Annotated in this window: 15 protein-coding genes and 1 pseudogene; 7 read left to right on the forward strand and 9 right to left on the reverse strand. The window is 53.5% G+C overall.

Annotated elements, in window-relative coordinates:
• Positions 1 to 32 precede the first annotated feature (32 nt).
• Entirely contained in the window at positions 33 to 617 is a 585-nt protein-coding gene (locus ACB496_RS10500) for an NUDIX domain-containing protein (protein ID WP_371975146.1), read from the forward strand.
• Between the two features lie 198 nt (positions 618 to 815).
• On the opposite strand, the gene ACB496_RS10505 is transcribed toward ACB496_RS10500, so the two are convergent.
• The 4 genes from ACB496_RS10505 to ACB496_RS10520 all read right to left on the reverse strand — a co-directional run bounded on the left by ACB496_RS10505 (position 816) and on the right by ACB496_RS10520 (position 5,220).
• Positions 816 to 2,006 carry a cytochrome c biogenesis protein/redoxin gene (locus ACB496_RS10505; RefSeq protein WP_371975147.1) on the reverse strand — a complete coding sequence of 397 codons (1,191 nt, stop codon included), beginning with the start codon at positions 2,004 to 2,006 and terminating at the stop codon, positions 816 to 818.
• A gap of 138 nt (positions 2,007 to 2,144) precedes the next feature.
• Positions 2,145 to 3,443, reverse strand: coding sequence for an ATP-binding protein (locus tag ACB496_RS10510; RefSeq protein WP_371975148.1), 1,299 nt, complete (start codon positions 3,441 to 3,443; stop codon positions 2,145 to 2,147).
• Entirely contained in the window at positions 3,440 to 4,180 is a 741-nt protein-coding gene (locus tag ACB496_RS10515) for a response regulator (protein WP_025204193.1), read from the reverse strand. The genes ACB496_RS10510 and ACB496_RS10515 overlap by 4 nt, the downstream gene beginning before the upstream one ends.
• Before the next feature lie 44 nt (positions 4,181 to 4,224).
• Positions 4,225 to 5,220 (reverse strand): alpha/beta fold hydrolase, encoded by a 996-nt coding sequence (locus ACB496_RS10520; protein WP_371975149.1) that lies wholly within the window; start codon positions 5,218 to 5,220, stop codon positions 4,225 to 4,227.
• 283 nt (positions 5,221 to 5,503) lie between these two features.
• Between ACB496_RS10520 and ACB496_RS10525 the strand changes: the two genes are divergently transcribed.
• Together ACB496_RS10525 and ACB496_RS10530 are read left to right on the forward strand one after the other, a co-directional pair.
• The gene (locus ACB496_RS10525; protein WP_102103736.1) at positions 5,504 to 5,791 is read left to right on the forward strand and encodes a VF530 family DNA-binding protein; all 288 of its coding nucleotides are present in this window, start codon (positions 5,504 to 5,506) and stop codon (positions 5,789 to 5,791) included.
• Between the two features lie 6 nt (positions 5,792 to 5,797).
• Positions 5,798 to 7,102 (forward strand): glycoside hydrolase family 10 protein, encoded by a 1,305-nt coding sequence (locus tag ACB496_RS10530; protein WP_371975150.1) that lies wholly within the window; start codon positions 5,798 to 5,800, stop codon positions 7,100 to 7,102.
• 7 nt (positions 7,103 to 7,109) lie between these two features.
• Here the strand turns inward: ACB496_RS10530 and dsbG are convergent, their stop codons facing one another.
• The 3 genes from dsbG to ACB496_RS10545 form a co-directional block, all read right to left on the reverse strand.
• Positions 7,110 to 7,871 (reverse strand): thiol:disulfide interchange protein DsbG, encoded by a 762-nt coding sequence (dsbG, locus tag ACB496_RS10535; RefSeq protein ID WP_371975151.1) that lies wholly within the window; start codon positions 7,869 to 7,871, stop codon positions 7,110 to 7,112.
• Between the two features lie 169 nt (positions 7,872 to 8,040).
• On the reverse strand, positions 8,041 to 9,255 hold the full coding sequence (locus tag ACB496_RS10540) for a diguanylate phosphodiesterase (RefSeq protein WP_371975152.1): 1,215 nt from the start codon (positions 9,253 to 9,255) through the stop codon (positions 8,041 to 8,043).
• Positions 9,256 to 9,437: 182 nt separating this feature from the next.
• The gene (locus ACB496_RS10545) at positions 9,438 to 10,919 is read right to left on the reverse strand and encodes an alpha/beta hydrolase (RefSeq protein WP_371975153.1); all 1,482 of its coding nucleotides are present in this window, start codon (positions 10,917 to 10,919) and stop codon (positions 9,438 to 9,440) included.
• Between the two features lie 123 nt (positions 10,920 to 11,042).
• On the opposite strand from ACB496_RS10545, the gene ACB496_RS10550 reads away from it, so the two are divergent.
• The gene (locus tag ACB496_RS10550) at positions 11,043 to 11,972 is read left to right on the forward strand and encodes a mannuronate-specific alginate lyase (RefSeq protein WP_371975154.1); all 930 of its coding nucleotides are present in this window, start codon (positions 11,043 to 11,045) and stop codon (positions 11,970 to 11,972) included.
• Positions 11,973 to 11,998: 26 nt separating this feature from the next.
• Here the strand turns inward: ACB496_RS10550 and ACB496_RS10555 are convergent, their stop codons facing one another.
• Both ACB496_RS10555 and ACB496_RS10560 read right to left on the reverse strand, forming a co-directional pair.
• Positions 11,999 to 12,427 carry an OsmC family protein gene (locus ACB496_RS10555; RefSeq protein WP_100780129.1) on the reverse strand — a complete coding sequence of 143 codons (429 nt, stop codon included), beginning with the start codon at positions 12,425 to 12,427 and terminating at the stop codon, positions 11,999 to 12,001.
• A gap of 87 nt (positions 12,428 to 12,514) precedes the next feature.
• Complete coding sequence (locus tag ACB496_RS10560; protein WP_371975155.1) at positions 12,515 to 13,396, reverse strand: LysR family transcriptional regulator; 882 nt, start codon at positions 13,394 to 13,396, stop codon at positions 12,515 to 12,517.
• Between the two features lie 113 nt (positions 13,397 to 13,509).
• Between ACB496_RS10560 and ACB496_RS10565 the strand changes: the two genes are divergently transcribed.
• The 3 genes and pseudogenes from ACB496_RS10565 (at position 13,510) to bdm (ending at position 15,290) form a co-directional block, all read left to right on the forward strand.
• The gene (locus tag ACB496_RS10565; RefSeq protein WP_314522254.1) at positions 13,510 to 14,361 is read left to right on the forward strand and encodes a Vmh family MBL fold metallo-hydrolase; all 852 of its coding nucleotides are present in this window, start codon (positions 13,510 to 13,512) and stop codon (positions 14,359 to 14,361) included.
• A gap of 51 nt (positions 14,362 to 14,412) precedes the next feature.
• A pseudogene (locus tag ACB496_RS10570) lies at positions 14,413 to 14,935 on the forward strand (VOC family protein).
• Between the two features lie 139 nt (positions 14,936 to 15,074).
• A complete protein-coding gene (gene bdm, locus ACB496_RS10575; protein WP_100780123.1) occupies positions 15,075 to 15,290 on the forward strand; it encodes a biofilm-dependent modulation protein in 216 nt (71 codons plus the stop codon).
• Positions 15,291 to 15,353 lie beyond the last annotated feature (63 nt).

The raw sequence follows: 15,353 nt of genomic DNA on the forward strand, positions 1-15,353 counted from the left end.
ATGATAATTACTCTACGTAAGGAGGAACAAACGTGCAATCAAAACGTGCAGATGTACGCATCATTGAAAGTGAGACACTGTCAGATAACTGGTACATCCTGAAAAAATATACCTTTGATCTGCATCGGCGCGATGGTGAATGGCAGCGGCAAAATCGCGAAGTTTACGACCGGGGAAACGGAGCCACCATCCTGCTTTATAACCGGGATAAAAAGACAGTGATCCTGACCCGCCAGTTCCGCTTCCCTGTCTTTATTAACGGGCACGAAGATGACCTTATTGAAGCTGCTGCGGGCTTGCTTGATAACATGGATCCGGAAAGCCGGATTAAAGCAGAAGCGGAGGAAGAGACCGGCTATAGCGTTTCCCGCGTTGAGAAAATTTTTGAAGCTTACATGAGCCCAGGCTCCGTCACTGAAAAACTCTATTTTTATCTCGCCGAATACCAGTTGAAAGACAAAACCAGTGAAGGCGGTGGACTCAAAGCGGAGGGTGAAGATATCGACGTACTGGAAATGACGCTGGAAGAGGCACTGCGCGGCATTGAAACGGGCAGGATTGTCGACGGGAAAACCATCATGCTGCTTTATCATGTTGCCCTGAAAGGCATTCTGTAAATGCCGTAGGACAGATACCTGCCGCAGTGCAGGTGTCTGCGGGTGTTAAGCATGCACAACGGAGATGCAAAGATGGCCGACTGGAACCCTTCCCTTCACCTGTGACGCGGAGCCGAACGTATTCGGCCCCGCCGCTGAATTGCTCGCCAGAATTCCCCTGTATGATGTGTCATTGCTCAACGTCAGCCCTGAACAACGTTATGACCGGGCCTCTTTAAGCAGTTGCTGGATAACTTTTTCCTGCTGTTCATAGTTACCTTCGCCAAAAGAGGTATACCGTAACTGCCCTTTGGCATCGAAATAGTAATGTGCCGGCCAGTACTGGTTTCCGAAGGCGTTCCAGATCTGGTAGTTATCATCCGTCACGACCCGATACGGCAGTTCCCATTTCTTCACCGCCTTTTTCACTGACGAGAGCGGTTTTTCCCACGGATATTCAGGCGTATGCACGCCGATTACCACCAGACCCTGGGACTGATATCGCGTGGCCCAGTCGCGGACATGCGGGAGCGTATGCTGGCAGTTGATACAGTCCCAGGTCCAGAAATCAATCAGTATTACTTTACCCCGCAATGATTCAGACGTGACAGGGTCACCATTAATCCACCCGGTTCCTCCACTTAACGAAGGCAACTGACTCATGGGTTCGGTCATTACCACCGGCCGCAGTTTTACTGGGGCAGTGGCGGGCTTAGCCAGGGTCAGCAGCGTCGTTTCAAGACGGTCTGCCACTCCATTTGCACCTTTCAGCACCGAGTTCATCCCCGTGGCGTTGAACGCAACAGCCGCTAACATCACCACACCCGCCCCCTTGCGCAATCTCTCCATCAGCGCTGATTTGGCCCGCAGCGGTGCCATCAATTTTCGACCACCGGCCATCAGCAGGCTCAGCATAAGCGCACATCCGCTGCCATACGCCGCCAACAGCGCGCCGGTGGTGATGGCCGAATGACCCGCAATATTGATACTGAAAATAGCCCCGAGGATCGGTCCGGCACAGGGAGACCAGAGCAGACCGACGGCAAGTCCGGCGAGGAAAGCGGAAAACATTCCACGCGTTTGTCCGCTGCGGGTGTTGAGGATATTGCCCGCGTTGACCGCAGGCCCGGCTACACGCTGGGCGAATGATGGGAAAATTAAGGCCAGCGCGGCCGTACCCAGAATAATGAGTGCCAGCCAGCGCCCTATTATCGTGGCATCCGTGATCCATTCGCTGGCAACAGTGACAACCATCGCCACCACGGTAAACATCACGATCATCCCTGCCAACAGAGCCAGGATATGTCTTCGCTGCCCCTGAAAACCGGCAAACAGAAGAGGAATCACCGGGAGCGTACATGGACTGAGCAGGCTTATCATCCCGCCCAGAAAAGCGATTATCAAAAACATAAAAACCTCACATTACAGATGGCCTGCGACGCTGCAGTGAGGGTATTTCATCGTAAGGATGTGTTTGGGATGTGTGCAAAAAAGAGGCGATTTGTCTGCTCTCGTATCGCTAACGCAACCGGATACAAAACCGTACAATTAGCGACGCGGTAGTGTTACCGTGACCTTCAGCCCGCCTTCAGGCCGGTTTGCCAGCCGCAGTTTCCCGTCAAGCTGTGCGGTCAGTTGTGCGGCAATCGCCAGCCCCAGGCCGGTTCCGCCGGTATCACGGTTACGCGATGTTTCTACACGATAAAAAGGCTGTAATACCGCGTCGAGTTCAGCATCGGGTATCCCCGGCCCGCCATCCAGAATATGGATAGCAATGTCTCCTGCAGAAGAATCATCAATCTCAATAACGGCATAGCTACCAAACTTAAGCGCGTTATCCAGGAGGTTGGTCATCACCCGGCGAAGTGCCTGCGGCCGAGTCACTATCGGCAGGCGAGTGTCGTTTGCCTGAAACTGCACGTTTTTACCAATGTCCTGATAATCACAGGCAATGCTGTTTATCCAGGCATTCAGCTCCAGCTTTAGTGAGGTTTCCTTCAGGGATTCTGATGACCGGGCATAGGCAATCCCCTCCCGCACCAGACGGGTCATGTTATCGAGGTCGTTCAATAACTTGTCGCGTAACTCGGGTTGATCGGTCATCTCGACGCGCAATTTCATGCGCGTGATGGGCGTCTGCAGATCGTGAGAAATAGATGCCAGGATCTGCGCGCGTTCGCGGAGATAGGACTGAATACGCGCCTGCATCGCGTTAAAGGCATGCGCGGCTCTTTGCACTTCTACCGGCCCCTTCTCCTTCATTGGTGTGTTTGCCGCCGGGTCAAGCGCTTCAACCGCACGGGTAAACTGTAAAAAAGGTCGAATCACCTGACGAACGGCGATCAAGGCGCAGGCCGCAAGCAGCAACAGCTGCAATACCAGCACGACAGGTAACCAGCTGGCGACTGGTGGCATGCGTGGTGTCAGATCGATGGTTAACGGTGCGCCATCGCGTAAGGTGAGATGCGCCTGAATATGGGAAATGGGACCGGGAACGGCGGTAAACGTGAGCGGATGATCAGCCGCAAGGGTCTTTTTTAGCGTTCGAATGGCATCGCGTGAACGCTTATCCTCAGGCGGTGCGCCTGGTTCTCCTGGCCCGAGAATATAGCGATAGTTACCGCGCTCAAGCCGCGGCAGCCAGGCTTCCCGCTCCTGAGCGGGAAGCCTGTCAAGAATGGCCACGCTGGTGGCAACATCGTTTTCCAGATTACCCAGCATTACGGCGCGGGCGCTGTGCATGCGTTCAACCATCACCAGCGTCAGGCTGAGGGTATTGGCCAGTAAGAGTCCAGCCAGCACAATGACCAACAGCCGGGACAACAACGAGCGTGGCCAAAGCGTCATTCATTGGCCTCTTTTATGGTCACCGGCATTGTAAAAACATAGCCTTCACTGCGCACGGTCTTTATATAGGCCGGCGTGCGGGCATCTTCATTCAGACGCTGACGAACCCGGCTCACCAGCAGATCAATCGATCGTTCAAACAGCTCGGCATCGCGCCCTTGGGTCAGATTGAGCAGTTGATCCCGGGTGAGGACGCGCTGAGGGTGATCGAGGAACACGCGCAGCAAACGATATTCCGCCCCGCTGAGCGCCACCACCATCCCTTCACTGTCGATTAAATGACGGGCCACGGTGTCCAGCTGCCATTCACCGAACGTGACCAGTCGCCCGGCCTCTGTCACCTGTAAATTGGGGGGCATTGTGCGGAAACGACGTAAAATGGCTTTTATCCGCGCGAGTAACTCGCGTGCAACAAAAGGCTTCACGACGTAATCGTCTGCGCCCATCTCTAGCCCCAGGATCCGGTCTGTTTCCTCGTTACGCGCCGTGAGCATCAGAATGGGCAAGTCTTTATGTTTACCGCTTCGGAGCTGACGACACAACGTTAATCCGTCATCGCCGGGCATCATGACATCCAGCACCACAAGATCGATATGTTGTTTATCAAGCACAACTCGCATCTCTTTGCCATTTGCCGCGCCAGAGGCGCGATATCCGGACTTAACGAGGTAATCGACAATCAGCTCACGAATATCCCTGTCGTCATCGACGACAAGGATATGATCAATATGCTCCACAGTAATCTCCAGACTGAAGGGTAACGTATTGAAAATAGCACGTTTCAGAGTTTATCTGCGTCAACAACTGCGTTAACGAAATCCTGCGGATCTTCCTGCGGTGGATTGTGACCTACGGTTTTGCCAAAGGTACGGTGTTCATATTTACCGGTGAATTTCCCGGCGTAGGCCTGTGGAGCAGGATGCGGCGCCCCGTTGTTTCCGCCTTCGATGGTGATCGTCGGGACGGTAATATTCGGAAGCGTTGCCAGTTTTTGCTCATAGCTGTCATATTTGCGCTCCCCTTTTTCCAGCCCTAAACGCCAGCGATAGTTACTGAGCGTCACCGCGACATGGTCCGGGTTATCAAGGGATTTTGCACTGGCGTCAAACGTTGCATCGCTAAATTTCCAGTCAGGTGATGCCTGGGACCAGATCAAACGGGCGAAGTCATGGGTGTTTTTGGCATAGCCTTCAGCGCCACGTTCGGTGGCGAAATAGAACTGATACCACCACTGAACTTCTGCTTTCGGCGGTAAGGGTTGTTTGCCAATCTGCTGGCTGCTGATCAGGTATCCACTGACGGAGACCAGCGATTTAACGCGTTCTGGCCACAGCGCCGCGACGATGTCCGCCGTACGGGCACCCCAGTCGTATCCTGCAAAAACGGCCTGCTTGATGTTCAGGGCATCCATCAGGTTCACAACGTCTTTCGCCATGGCCGAAGGCTGGCCGTTACGCGGCGTTTTATCTGAGAGGAAACGAGTAGTTCCGTAGCCACGTAGAGACGGCACAATCACCCGATATCCTTTGGCTGCAAGCGCGGGAGCGACTTGCGCATAACTATGAATATCGTAGGGCCAGCCGTGTAATAAAATGATCGGTTGACCATTTTTCGGCCCGATGTCGATATAACCGACGTTAAGATCGCCGGCGTCAATCTGCTGAGGATGATCAAAAGCCGTCGCGAAATCAGTACCGGTTGCTTCGGCCTGACAGGATATGACGGTACCAAGAGAAACGGTTAACGCCAGAGTTGAGTATGCAAGTTTGCTGAACATGTTCTTATCTCCGATTGAGTGCGATTCACGGGGATATAACAACATCGGTTTGTATAACGGATATGTGCGAATGGGCCTTTATTGCAAGCCTGTGTATGTATCAGAGACGTTGATACAGTGTGATACAAAAACAGGTCATTGCGTCTTAAAGCAAGACGCGATAAAGAACATAATCGTCGGCTTCGCCAATGCGAAAAGCCCTGGATTGTTTGCCGATAACCCGACTTTCTTGTACCCTTCCCTTGCACTCCATGACGACTCACAGCAGAAACCGGACTTCACTATGGCAGCTCATATTTCCAAAGATCCTTTGCATGGCGTAACGCTTGAAATGCAAGTCAACGCACTGGTTGCCCGTTACGGTTGGGTTCAGTTGGGCAAACTGATCAACATTAACTGTTTCAAAAGCGACCCTAGCGTTAAATCGAGTCTGAAGTTTTTGCGTCGTACTCCCTGGGCACGTGCTGAAGTTGAAGCCCTGTATCTGGACTCGCTGGACGATGCGGCACCTCAAGAATCTGACCCGCTTCATGATGACCCTTGGGCTAACAGCCGACTGAAAAAGAGTTAACATCAGATGCCCTTTCACGTTAAACGTTCTGGCGCACTTATTCTTCTCGCGCTGCTGCTCGCCAGCTGCTCATCCAAACCGCCGGTTTCCTTAGTCACCCCGCTTCCGCCGGTGACCAAACATCCACTGCCTGATAAATCACGTGATCATGGCCCGATGCGCGGCATTTGGCTGGCGACCGTGTCTCGTCTCGACTGGCCACCGGTCTCCTCCGTCAATATCAGCAACCCGGCTACCCGCAACAGCGTGCAGCAAAAAGCGCTGACCGATAAGCTCGATAAACTGAAAAGCCTCGGTATTAACACGGTATTTTTCCAGGTCAAACCGGATGGCACGGCGCTGTGGCCGTCAAAGATTTTACCCTGGTCTGACACGCTCACCGGACACGTCGGGCAAGATCCAGGCTACGACCCGCTGATGTTTATGCTCGATGAGGCGCACAAACGCGGTATGAAAGTCCACGCCTGGTTTAACCCTTACCGGGTCACGACCAATACTAAACCGAGCACAGTCGCGGAACTGAATCGCACAATTTCGCTCAATCCGGCCAGCGTGTTTGTTCTGCATCGTGACTGGATCCGCACCGCCAGCGATCGCTACGTGCTCGACCCGGGTATTCCTGAAGCCCGCGACTGGATCACCAGTATTGTGGCCGAAGTCGTTTCCCGTTATCCGGTCGATGGTGTGCAGTTCGATGACTATTTCTACACCGAAACGCCAGGCTCGACGCTTAATGATTATCAGACGTTCCAGAAATATGGTGCCGGGTTTGCGTCCAAAGCCGACTGGCGCCGACACAATACTCAGCAGCTCATTGAACAAGTTTCGCGTTCGATTAAGCAGCTGAATCCCGGCGTCGAATTTGGCGTCAGCCCTGCGGGCGTCTGGCGTAATCGCTCCCACGATCCGTTAGGATCTGAAACGTCCGGGGCGGCAGCCTATGACGAAGCCTTTGCTGATACCCGTCTTTGGGTGAAGCAAGGTCTCCTGGATTATATTGCCCCTCAGGTTTACTGGCCCTTCTCACGCAAAGCCGCGCGTTATGATGTGCTGGCAAAATGGTGGGCAGACGTCGTTAAGCCGACCAACACGCGCCTTTATATTGGTGTCGCGCTGTATAAAGTGGGTGAACGATCTAAAAATGAGCCAGACTGGACCGTTAATGGCGGTGTGCCGGAGCTGAAAAAACAGCTCGATTTGAACGAATCGGTACCGCACATCGACGGTACGATTCTGTTCAGAGAGGACTATCTCAGCCAGCCGCAGGCGCAGGAAGCGGTCAGCTACATCAAAACTCGCTGGGGTTCGTGAACCCCGGCTAGTCGGGTTTTGGACCGAACATTTCCAGTAATTGCTTCTGATCGGGCATCCCGACCACCTGCTGCAACTCGTTTCGGTCATTCATGTAATAGATTGCGGGCGTAGCGTTTGCGCCCAACTCATCCATCAATTTCTGGTGCTGCTGGAGCAAATTGAAGGTCTCTCGCGATGAGGTGCCTTTCAGCTCCGGCAGAATTTTACCGCCGGAGAGTTCATACTCTTTCCACGCCACAACCGGATCGGCTGCATTCAGAATGGCTGTCGCATTTGGGCCACTTTTCGGATTCAAAAACGCCACCAGCAGCGTATTTAACTGCACTTTCTCGGCTTTTACCCACGGCTGGGCTTCGGCCCAGAATTTTTTGCAGTACGGGCAGAACGGATCGGCAAAAACATACACCTTCCGGGGAGCAGTCTGTGCGCCCTCTTTCAAGGGCTGCGTTTTGTTGAGCGTATCCCACATCTGACGGCCTAACGGGATGTAAATCTCTTTCTGGAAATAGGCTTCGCTGATATTTTTCCCTTTATCATCATAAAGATAACCAGAGATAATATGCTTCCCGTCAGGCGTCATAAACAGCGTGACGCCCATATCCTGATACTGCCCGATCCAGCTTTTTACTCCGCCGGGAGCATCAATTTCTTTGATATTATGAATGCCCTGCTGCTCGCCAAACTGCTTCACAATCGGCGGAATATCGCTGGCTGCCATGGCCAGCGCGGGAATAAACCATGTGGTCATAAGAAGAAGATTGCGCATAACACACCTGTAAAAAGAAGACGCACCGATAATAGACCATAACGATGGATATCCCCTTACCTGGTGTGTAAGGTTTTGTCTTTGTCACTTTTTTCCTGAACCAATAAGCGCCAGTCCCCTGCTTACAACCAGGCGTTTATATATGCGGAGAGAAAATTTTCATCACGCGTTAATGCATCATCAGTGGCCAGTGAATATCCCCGACACCGTTGAGCTGCGGACGGGAAAACAGGAAGCCCTGGAAACGTCTGATCCCGGCCGATTCCAGCCAGCACCACTCTTCCATCTTCTCGATACCTTCTGCCACCAGCGTAATTTCCAGATCGGTACAGCAGCTGACAATCGATTTCACGATCGCCTGCTTCGGGCCGCTGAGGTGAATATCGCTGACAATTTCCCGATCAATTTTGATCTTATCCGGCTGGAATTTGGTGAGCAGCGACAGCCCGGCATATCCCGAACCGAAATCGTCGATAGCCAGACCGATCCCCGCCGCCCGCAGTTGTTTGATGGCGCTATTAAACTGTTTAAAGCCGGAAATCATCTCGTTTTCCGTCACTTCCACCACCACTTGCTCAGGCAGAAGGTGGTGTTTCGCGATATTTTCCAGCAGGAAACTCACCGCATCAGGCACATTGATTAGCGAGCCAGGCAGCAGATTGATGGCAATCTTATGACTGCCAATGCCGATTTTTTCTGCCAGCGCAAAGACATAGGCCTTGGTCTGAAGATCGATTTCATAGAGTTTGTCAGGATGAATGGCGTTAAAGAATCGCTCCGGACTTCCCCCGTCATTGCCGCGAATCAGCGCCTCCAGGGAGGTGATTTTCCCCTCTGATGGCTCAACAATCGGCTGGAAAGCAAACTGGCATATCTGGTTCGTCATTAACCCCTCGACGCCTCGTCCAAAAGGTGCCAGTTCTGATTCCAGTTTCCAGCTTTCGGGGCGAAATGCATCGTTCGCACCAGGCTGCTTTTTATGCGTGATAAAGCGCTGAATAAATTTAAATACTCGATCTTCAGAAGTGAGGTAGCTTTCGAGTTTGCTGTAGCGCAGCACCGATTGCAGCACGGATTTTGGCGTATCTACCTGCAGGTCGAACAGCAGCATGCCAACGTTTTCGAAGCGACGGCGTGGACCGTAATCGCGCATCAGTTCCACGACGCCGTTATGCCGTTTGTCAGCCCGGATTTTCTGGAAAAGCGTAACGACGTTCTCTTCTTTTCCCTCAAGGATTTGCAGAAACTCCGCGCCGTTAAACAGCAGAATGCCGGTAATGTTTAGCCCGGCATTACGCTGTTTTGCTTTTTCGACCAGTGAAATGAGCTCGAATGGTTCACAGGATGAATTTAACTGGCTTCGATAAATGAGTGTAGTCAGCACGGTAAGTCAGTCTCGCCATGATAATTTCGCCTTTAAGCGATTGTTTATCATAATTTATAGCCGCCGACTAATAATATTGCCTCAACAAATCATTTTCAGATTTTTTAGTGCAAACATAACCAGCACAAATGTAGTAATTGTCACTTTGCCCTCTTTTATCCCCGCAAGGGGATATTTTCCGTTTATCCCTTTGCGGGGATAATTCGCTGATTAATCCGCTCCAGCATGTAGCTATAGAACGGATTCGAGGTCACGCGCATCAGTGAATCCATCCCTACCACCAGCACCGAGGTTTCGCCGCGCAGGGCAATATTTCCCAGGTTGATACCGTAATGGTGCGGATTCACAGGCTCGCTGCCGTACAGATCGTCCGTTGGCGGGAACGGAATCGCCACATGCGATAAGGAGTAGAGATCGCGCGGATACGGCGTCGTGAGCGGTTGAACCGTATCATTCACCGCCCCGGGCGCCGTGGTGCGGGCTTCAGTGTTTAACGTCTGCGCCGAGGCATTGCTCACCACCGTGATCGCGAAGCGGCGCGGCGCAGTCGGCAGCAGCCCATTCACCGCCACATACGAACCCGGCCTGAACAGCGGGCGCAGCGTGCTCGCCTGGTTGATATCGAATATGACCAGCTCGCTCCCGTTCTCCGGCAGCAGATTAAACAGCGAATCGACCACCCCGCGCGTGCTGACAGTGGAGTCCATCACCGACTGAAACGCCAGCACCGGCGGGAACGAGGCCAGTTTGTTCTGGCGCGCCTGATTGTTAAGCTGCTTTTGCAAAGCCTGCGTTAACTGCCAGGACTGGCGCGCAGCATTCACCGGAAAGGAGTTGTATTTAAACGGATTATATTCGGGAAGAACGCTGAGCCACGCCGCTTTGGCAAACGACGGTAACAGCGCGGGTAAACCCGCCAGACCGGCAAAACGCGCAAACGCGTGGACGCGGATCATAGGAGACAGCAGGATCAGCTGTTGCGGTTTGCGAAGACGGGGATCGTCATTGGCGTCAAGGGCATATTTCATCGCCAGCGCCCCGCCGTTGGAATAGCCCACCAGATGCAGAGGCACATCGCTGCCCGCAAGACGCGTGGCTTCGCGAACCGCCATACGCGCCACGGCCAGCCACGCTTCCCAGTCGACATTCGTTAGTGCACCCGGTGCCGTACCGTGTCCGGGCAAGCGTGGCGCAATGGCCACAAACCCGCGCTGTTGATAATCAACGGCGATACTGCGTACGCTATAGGGCGAATCCGTCAGCCCGTGCAACAGCACAACGGCGCCCTGCGGTTTACCTTCCGGCATCAGCACAAACGAACGATTGCCGTCATCAGGAAACTGCCCCGGCCACATAGGGCTGTGACGATAATAGCGGTTCAGCGGTGTCTGATCCGCTTTATCCAGTTTGTCCGTCACGTCCTTTTGCAGATCGTGGAAAATCGCCGTTTCACGCGTCAGATAATCACTGAAACTGGCGCGTTCAACCTCCTGCACAGACATCTCGTGCGCCGTCCAGGTATGCCAGGGATGCAGCGCCGGGCCAGTTTCGGTCTTATAGACCCGCACAGCCAGCAGCACGATCAGCACAATTCCCAGCACCATAGCGGCACGTTTCATCAATGCCCACATACGCACCCGTATCCGCCACGGCAGATTAGCCATTCCCGTCTCTCTTTCTGTAAAAAATAAGGACCTATCTTAAAAGAGATAACGCACGATGCCAAAAGTGCAATCCTGGCGTACAGTCATTTGATGCGTCTGACACTCCTTCTGCTGCTTCTGCCCATGTCTGTTTTTTCGGCGCCGCTCGTGCCGCCCCCCGGTTTTGTCAAAGCCCAGCCGCACAGACTGCATGGCAAATGTATTCCTCTCCCCGCGCCGTACACCGCCAATCTTGAATTTCGCAGTAAATACGACGGGTCGGACAGCGCTCGTGCGACGCTAAACCCGCAGGCGGAAAGCGACTTTCGCACCCAGACAAAGGCCATAACCGATTTTGAACGCGGGATTGCCGAAATGGTCTGGCGCTATAAACAGAGCGGCGATGAGAAAACGCGGGAGTGTGTTCTGAATGGCTTTACGAGCTGGGCAAACGCCGGGGCGTTAACCTCGACGCAAACCAACCACACCGGGCGGTCGATGCGTAAATGGGCGCTGGCGACCCTCGTCACCAGCTGGATTGAACTGAACGCACCGGCAAAAGACAATGGTGCGACGACGCGTTGGTTGTCGTTGCTTGCCGATCAGGTGAAAGAGGACTGGGACGGTCTGCCCCTTTCTAAAACCAATAATCACAGCTACTGGGCCGCATGGTCAGTGATGGCGGCGTCGGTCGCACTCGATCGTCGGGATCTGTTCGACTGGTCGTTAAAAGAGTATCGCATCGCAGCGAGCCAGATTACCGCGAACGGCGTATTACCCAACGAGCAAAAACGCGGCCCGCGCGCCGTGGCCTATCATCACTATGCCCTTCAGCCGCTGGTGATGATCGCAAGCTTTGCGAAAGCTAATCAGGTGGATATCACCCAGCAAAACCGTGGTGCACTCAAAAGGCTCGCGGGGTATGTCCTGACGCACGATACCCATGATGAGTGGTTAGAGCCGTATTGTGACCTGACGACATGTGACAGTGTCACGCTTGCGCGAAGAGACAGACTGCGCCCAATAAAAAACCGCCGTCTCGGCGGTCAGCTAACGCTCATCTACGCACAATAGCCGGGCAGCGCCCGGCTTTGCAGAGATTAGTTCAGTTTATAATCCAGCGTGATTTCCGCCTTCAGAACCTGAGAGACCGGGCATCCGGCTTTCGCTTTCTGGATAATGCCGTCGAACTGCTGCGGCTCGATGCCAGGTACGGTTACCTTGCTTTGCAGCGCGATTTTGGTGATCGCAAAGCCGCCGTCAGTTTTATCCAGCGACACATCTGCCGTGGTATCAATGGAATCCGCGGTGTAACCCGCCTCTCCCAGCATCAGTGACAGCGCCATTGAGAAACAGGCGGCATGCGCTGCGCCAATCAGCTCTTCCGGGTTGGTCCCTTTTTCGCCTTCGAAACGGGTATTAAAGCCGTAAGGTTGTTGATTCAGGACGCCGCTTTCCGTAGAAACCGTTCCTTTGCCGCGTTTAATATCGCCAGACCAGTGTGCCGAACCGTGCTTATGAATCGTCATTATTGCTCTCCTTTTGGCTTACAAAGGATTAAGTATAGAACGTCAACACCAATGTGAGAGGAACACGGAACACTCTTAGGCGTTTGCTCACTTCGTCATCAACGACTCGCTCAATGCATCCAGGAATAAGCGCTGGGCCGCAGGCTGATAATCCCTGGACTGATAGATCCCAAAAATGCCGATCGGTTTCGGCGTGAATGCGCTGAGGACGGGAACGAGCTTGCCGCACTCCAGCGCGGGCTGCGCTTCCCACGCCGGTAGCATCGCGATCCCGCAGTGGTGGATGGCGGCCTCCATCAGCAGCGACGAAATACTGGCGCTCAGATTGCCGCTCACCGCAACGGAAACGACCTCTCCCGCGTCGGTGAGAAAATTCCACGACTGACCGGCAAAGAAGCTGTAATGCAGGCAGTTGTGTTGCGCGAGATCCTCAAGGCTTTGCGGCGCGCCGTGGTTAGCCAGATACTCTGGTGAGGCGCAAAGCACCGAGCGGCACTCACCCAGACGGCGGGCGATCATTCCAGGTTCCGGGTTGTCGGTAATGCGGATCGCCACGTCGATGCGCTCACCCACCAGGCTGACGGGATGATTATTAACGTCCATTTCGACGCGCACTTTGGCATGACGCGTCAGAAAATCCGGCAGCATCGGGGCGACAATCTGCATCGCCGTGAAGTGGGCGCAGGCTACACGCAGCGTACCGGACGGCGTTTCGCGGGAGGACTGATCCTCAATCTCCTGCGACAGCCGTGTGAGATTGCGGGTTTTCTGCAGCACCTTTTCCCCGGCAGGCGTCAGCGTCAGTTTACGCGTGGAGCGGTGCACCAGCCGCGTTCCGGCCCATTTCTCCATCTGCTCCAGATAACGGCTTACCATCGGGCGAGAAATGCCCAGTGCGCGGGCCGCAGCGCTGAGACTCCCCAGCTCGCAAATACGGTTATAGACCTGGGCGGCAATCACGCGATCCATTGTTATGACTCCATCTGCTCGATTTATGAAACTAAGCATGTCTTGTTTCAGGAATTCTGGCAAATCGAGAGATCCGTACAATAGAGACTTTCCGACACTACCGAGACAAAATGATGAAGCTCAATCGCCTTGCCCTGCTGTGCGCCCTGTTCGCGCCCGCTGTTTTTGCCGCGCCCTTAACGCTGGATACTTATAACCCACAGGAGAAAGGTATCTTCGCCGTATCTTCGACGCTGGTTTCCGGGCCGAAAGAGGCCGTGCTGTTCGATGCGCAGTTCAGCGTCAAAGATGGCGAGCAGCTGGTCGAGAAAGTGCGCCGCAGCGGTAAAACCCTTAGCAAGATTGTGATCACCTCCGGCGATCCGGATTTTTACTTCGGCCTTCAGCCACTGGTGAAAGCCTTCCCGAATGCCAAAGTGGTGGCGACCCAGGCGGTGGTGGATCACATCAAGGCCACCAAAGATGCCAAACTGGCCTTCTGGGGGCCGCAGATGAAGGACGGCGCGCCGTCGGAACTGATTGTCCCGCAGGTGATTGCCTCAACCACCTTTATGGTGGACGGCGAGAAAATCGATATCGAGCAGGCAGACAGCTACGCCGCCTACGTGTGGATCCCGTCGGCCAAAGCCATTCTCGGCGGTACGGGCGTTTCGTCCGGCATTCACCTCTGGACGGCAGACACGCAAACCAAAGCCAGCCGCCAGCAGTGGTTGTCCACCCTGGATGAAATGGCCGCGCACAAACCCGAGCGCGTTATCCCAGGCCATTACCTCGGTACACCGCCAGCCGGTACCGCTGCCATCGATTTTACCCGCACCTACCTGCAGCAGTTTGAGCAGGCACTGGCGGCGCATAAAGCGTCAACTGGCGTGATCGATACCATGAAAAAACAGTGGCCGAATCTTGCCGAAGTCAGCTCCCTGGAATTGAGCGCGAAGGTCAATACCGGCGAAATGAAGTGGTAACAGGCTAACGGTCTCCTGCTATATTTATTCTTTTTATAGCAGGAGATGATTATGCAACCCTCAGTAAGAGGAATTGACCACATTGGTATTACGGTTCCTGACATTGAACAAGCCACGTTATTTTTTGAGAAAGCGTTCGCAGCAAAAGTTATATATCGTTCAGCAGATCCTGGCAGTGAAAATATTGATGACGAAGCCCAGGAAAATACCTTAAGACTATTTCCAGGGACCAAAGTCCGCGCTATCAGGATGCTGGCAATGCCTCATGGCCCAGGTATTGAACTGTTTGAAATGCACGGCCCAGAACAGCAATCCGCTGCCCGTCCCAGTGATTTTGGCCTGCAACACTTTGCTGTCTATGTCGATGATTTTGCACGTGCCATCGCGTGCTTTACCGCTGCTGGCGGCGAGATGTTTACCGAGCCAAAACCCCTTTCATTCCCCCGCTGAACGGGGTGAAGGCAATGCCTTTTGCTACGGCAAAACCCCCTGGGGAAGCGTGGTTGAATTGATATCATGGCCGTCCCCAATGCCCTACGAAAAATATACGAATCTGCGTCGCTGGAAACCCTGAGTTAACGAAAAAAACGTTAAATATGATATTTTTATTTCCAGGATGAATCTGAACCACAGCGGGAAGAATATTTGCCATTCTGAATGTGAATTATGAATTGCGTACCGGATTATTAAACAGATAACGACACGGAGGCAGCATGTTTACACATTACTCAGCAAATACTCATTCCGCACAACCGGCCCTGGTGAATGCGATTGAACAGGGCCTGCGCGCCGAGCATGGCGCGGTCACTGAAGATGACATTTTGATGGAACTCACCCGCTGGGTGGAGGCCTCAGATAATGACATCCTCAGTGATATCTACCAGCAGACCATTAACTATGTGGTGAGTGGTCAACATCGCCCCCTGTAAAATACCTGCTATGCTGGATCTGCAACCTAAGGGGTTACATTTCGTTTGCGAGAGCAAACTGGT

The sequence above is a fragment of the Lelliottia nimipressuralis genome (assembly GCF_041464075.1).
Lineage (GTDB): Bacteria > Pseudomonadota > Gammaproteobacteria > Enterobacterales > Enterobacteriaceae > Enterobacter > Enterobacter nimipressuralis.

Excerpts from the sequence above, each read along its gene's own strand:
- ACB496_RS10505 (WP_371975147.1), bottom strand. The coding sequence starts at position 2,006 with ATGTTTTTGATAATCGCTTTTCTGGGCGGGATGATAAGCCTGCTCAGT.
- ACB496_RS10510 (WP_371975148.1), bottom strand. The coding sequence starts at position 3,443 with ATGACGCTTTGGCCACGCTCGTTGTTGTCCCGGCTGTTGGTCATTGTG.
- ACB496_RS10520 (WP_371975149.1), bottom strand. The coding sequence starts at position 5,220 with ATGTTCAGCAAACTTGCATACTCAACTCTGGCGTTAACCGTTTCTCTT.
- ACB496_RS10525 (WP_102103736.1), top strand. The coding sequence starts at position 5,504 with ATGGCAGCTCATATTTCCAAAGATCCTTTGCATGGCGTAACGCTTGAA.
- ACB496_RS10530 (WP_371975150.1), top strand. The coding sequence starts at position 5,798 with ATGCCCTTTCACGTTAAACGTTCTGGCGCACTTATTCTTCTCGCGCTG.
- dsbG (WP_371975151.1), bottom strand. The coding sequence starts at position 7,871 with ATGCGCAATCTTCTTCTTATGACCACATGGTTTATTCCCGCGCTGGCC.
- ACB496_RS10545 (WP_371975153.1), bottom strand. The coding sequence starts at position 10,919 with ATGGCTAATCTGCCGTGGCGGATACGGGTGCGTATGTGGGCATTGATG.
- ACB496_RS10550 (WP_371975154.1), top strand. The coding sequence starts at position 11,043 with ATGTCTGTTTTTTCGGCGCCGCTCGTGCCGCCCCCCGGTTTTGTCAAA.
- ACB496_RS10555 (WP_100780129.1), bottom strand. The coding sequence starts at position 12,427 with ATGACGATTCATAAGCACGGTTCGGCACACTGGTCTGGCGATATTAAA.
- ACB496_RS10560 (WP_371975155.1), bottom strand. The coding sequence starts at position 13,396 with ATGGATCGCGTGATTGCCGCCCAGGTCTATAACCGTATTTGCGAGCTG.
- ACB496_RS10565 (WP_314522254.1), top strand. The coding sequence starts at position 13,510 with ATGAAGCTCAATCGCCTTGCCCTGCTGTGCGCCCTGTTCGCGCCCGCT.
- bdm (WP_100780123.1), top strand. The coding sequence starts at position 15,075 with ATGTTTACACATTACTCAGCAAATACTCATTCCGCACAACCGGCCCTG.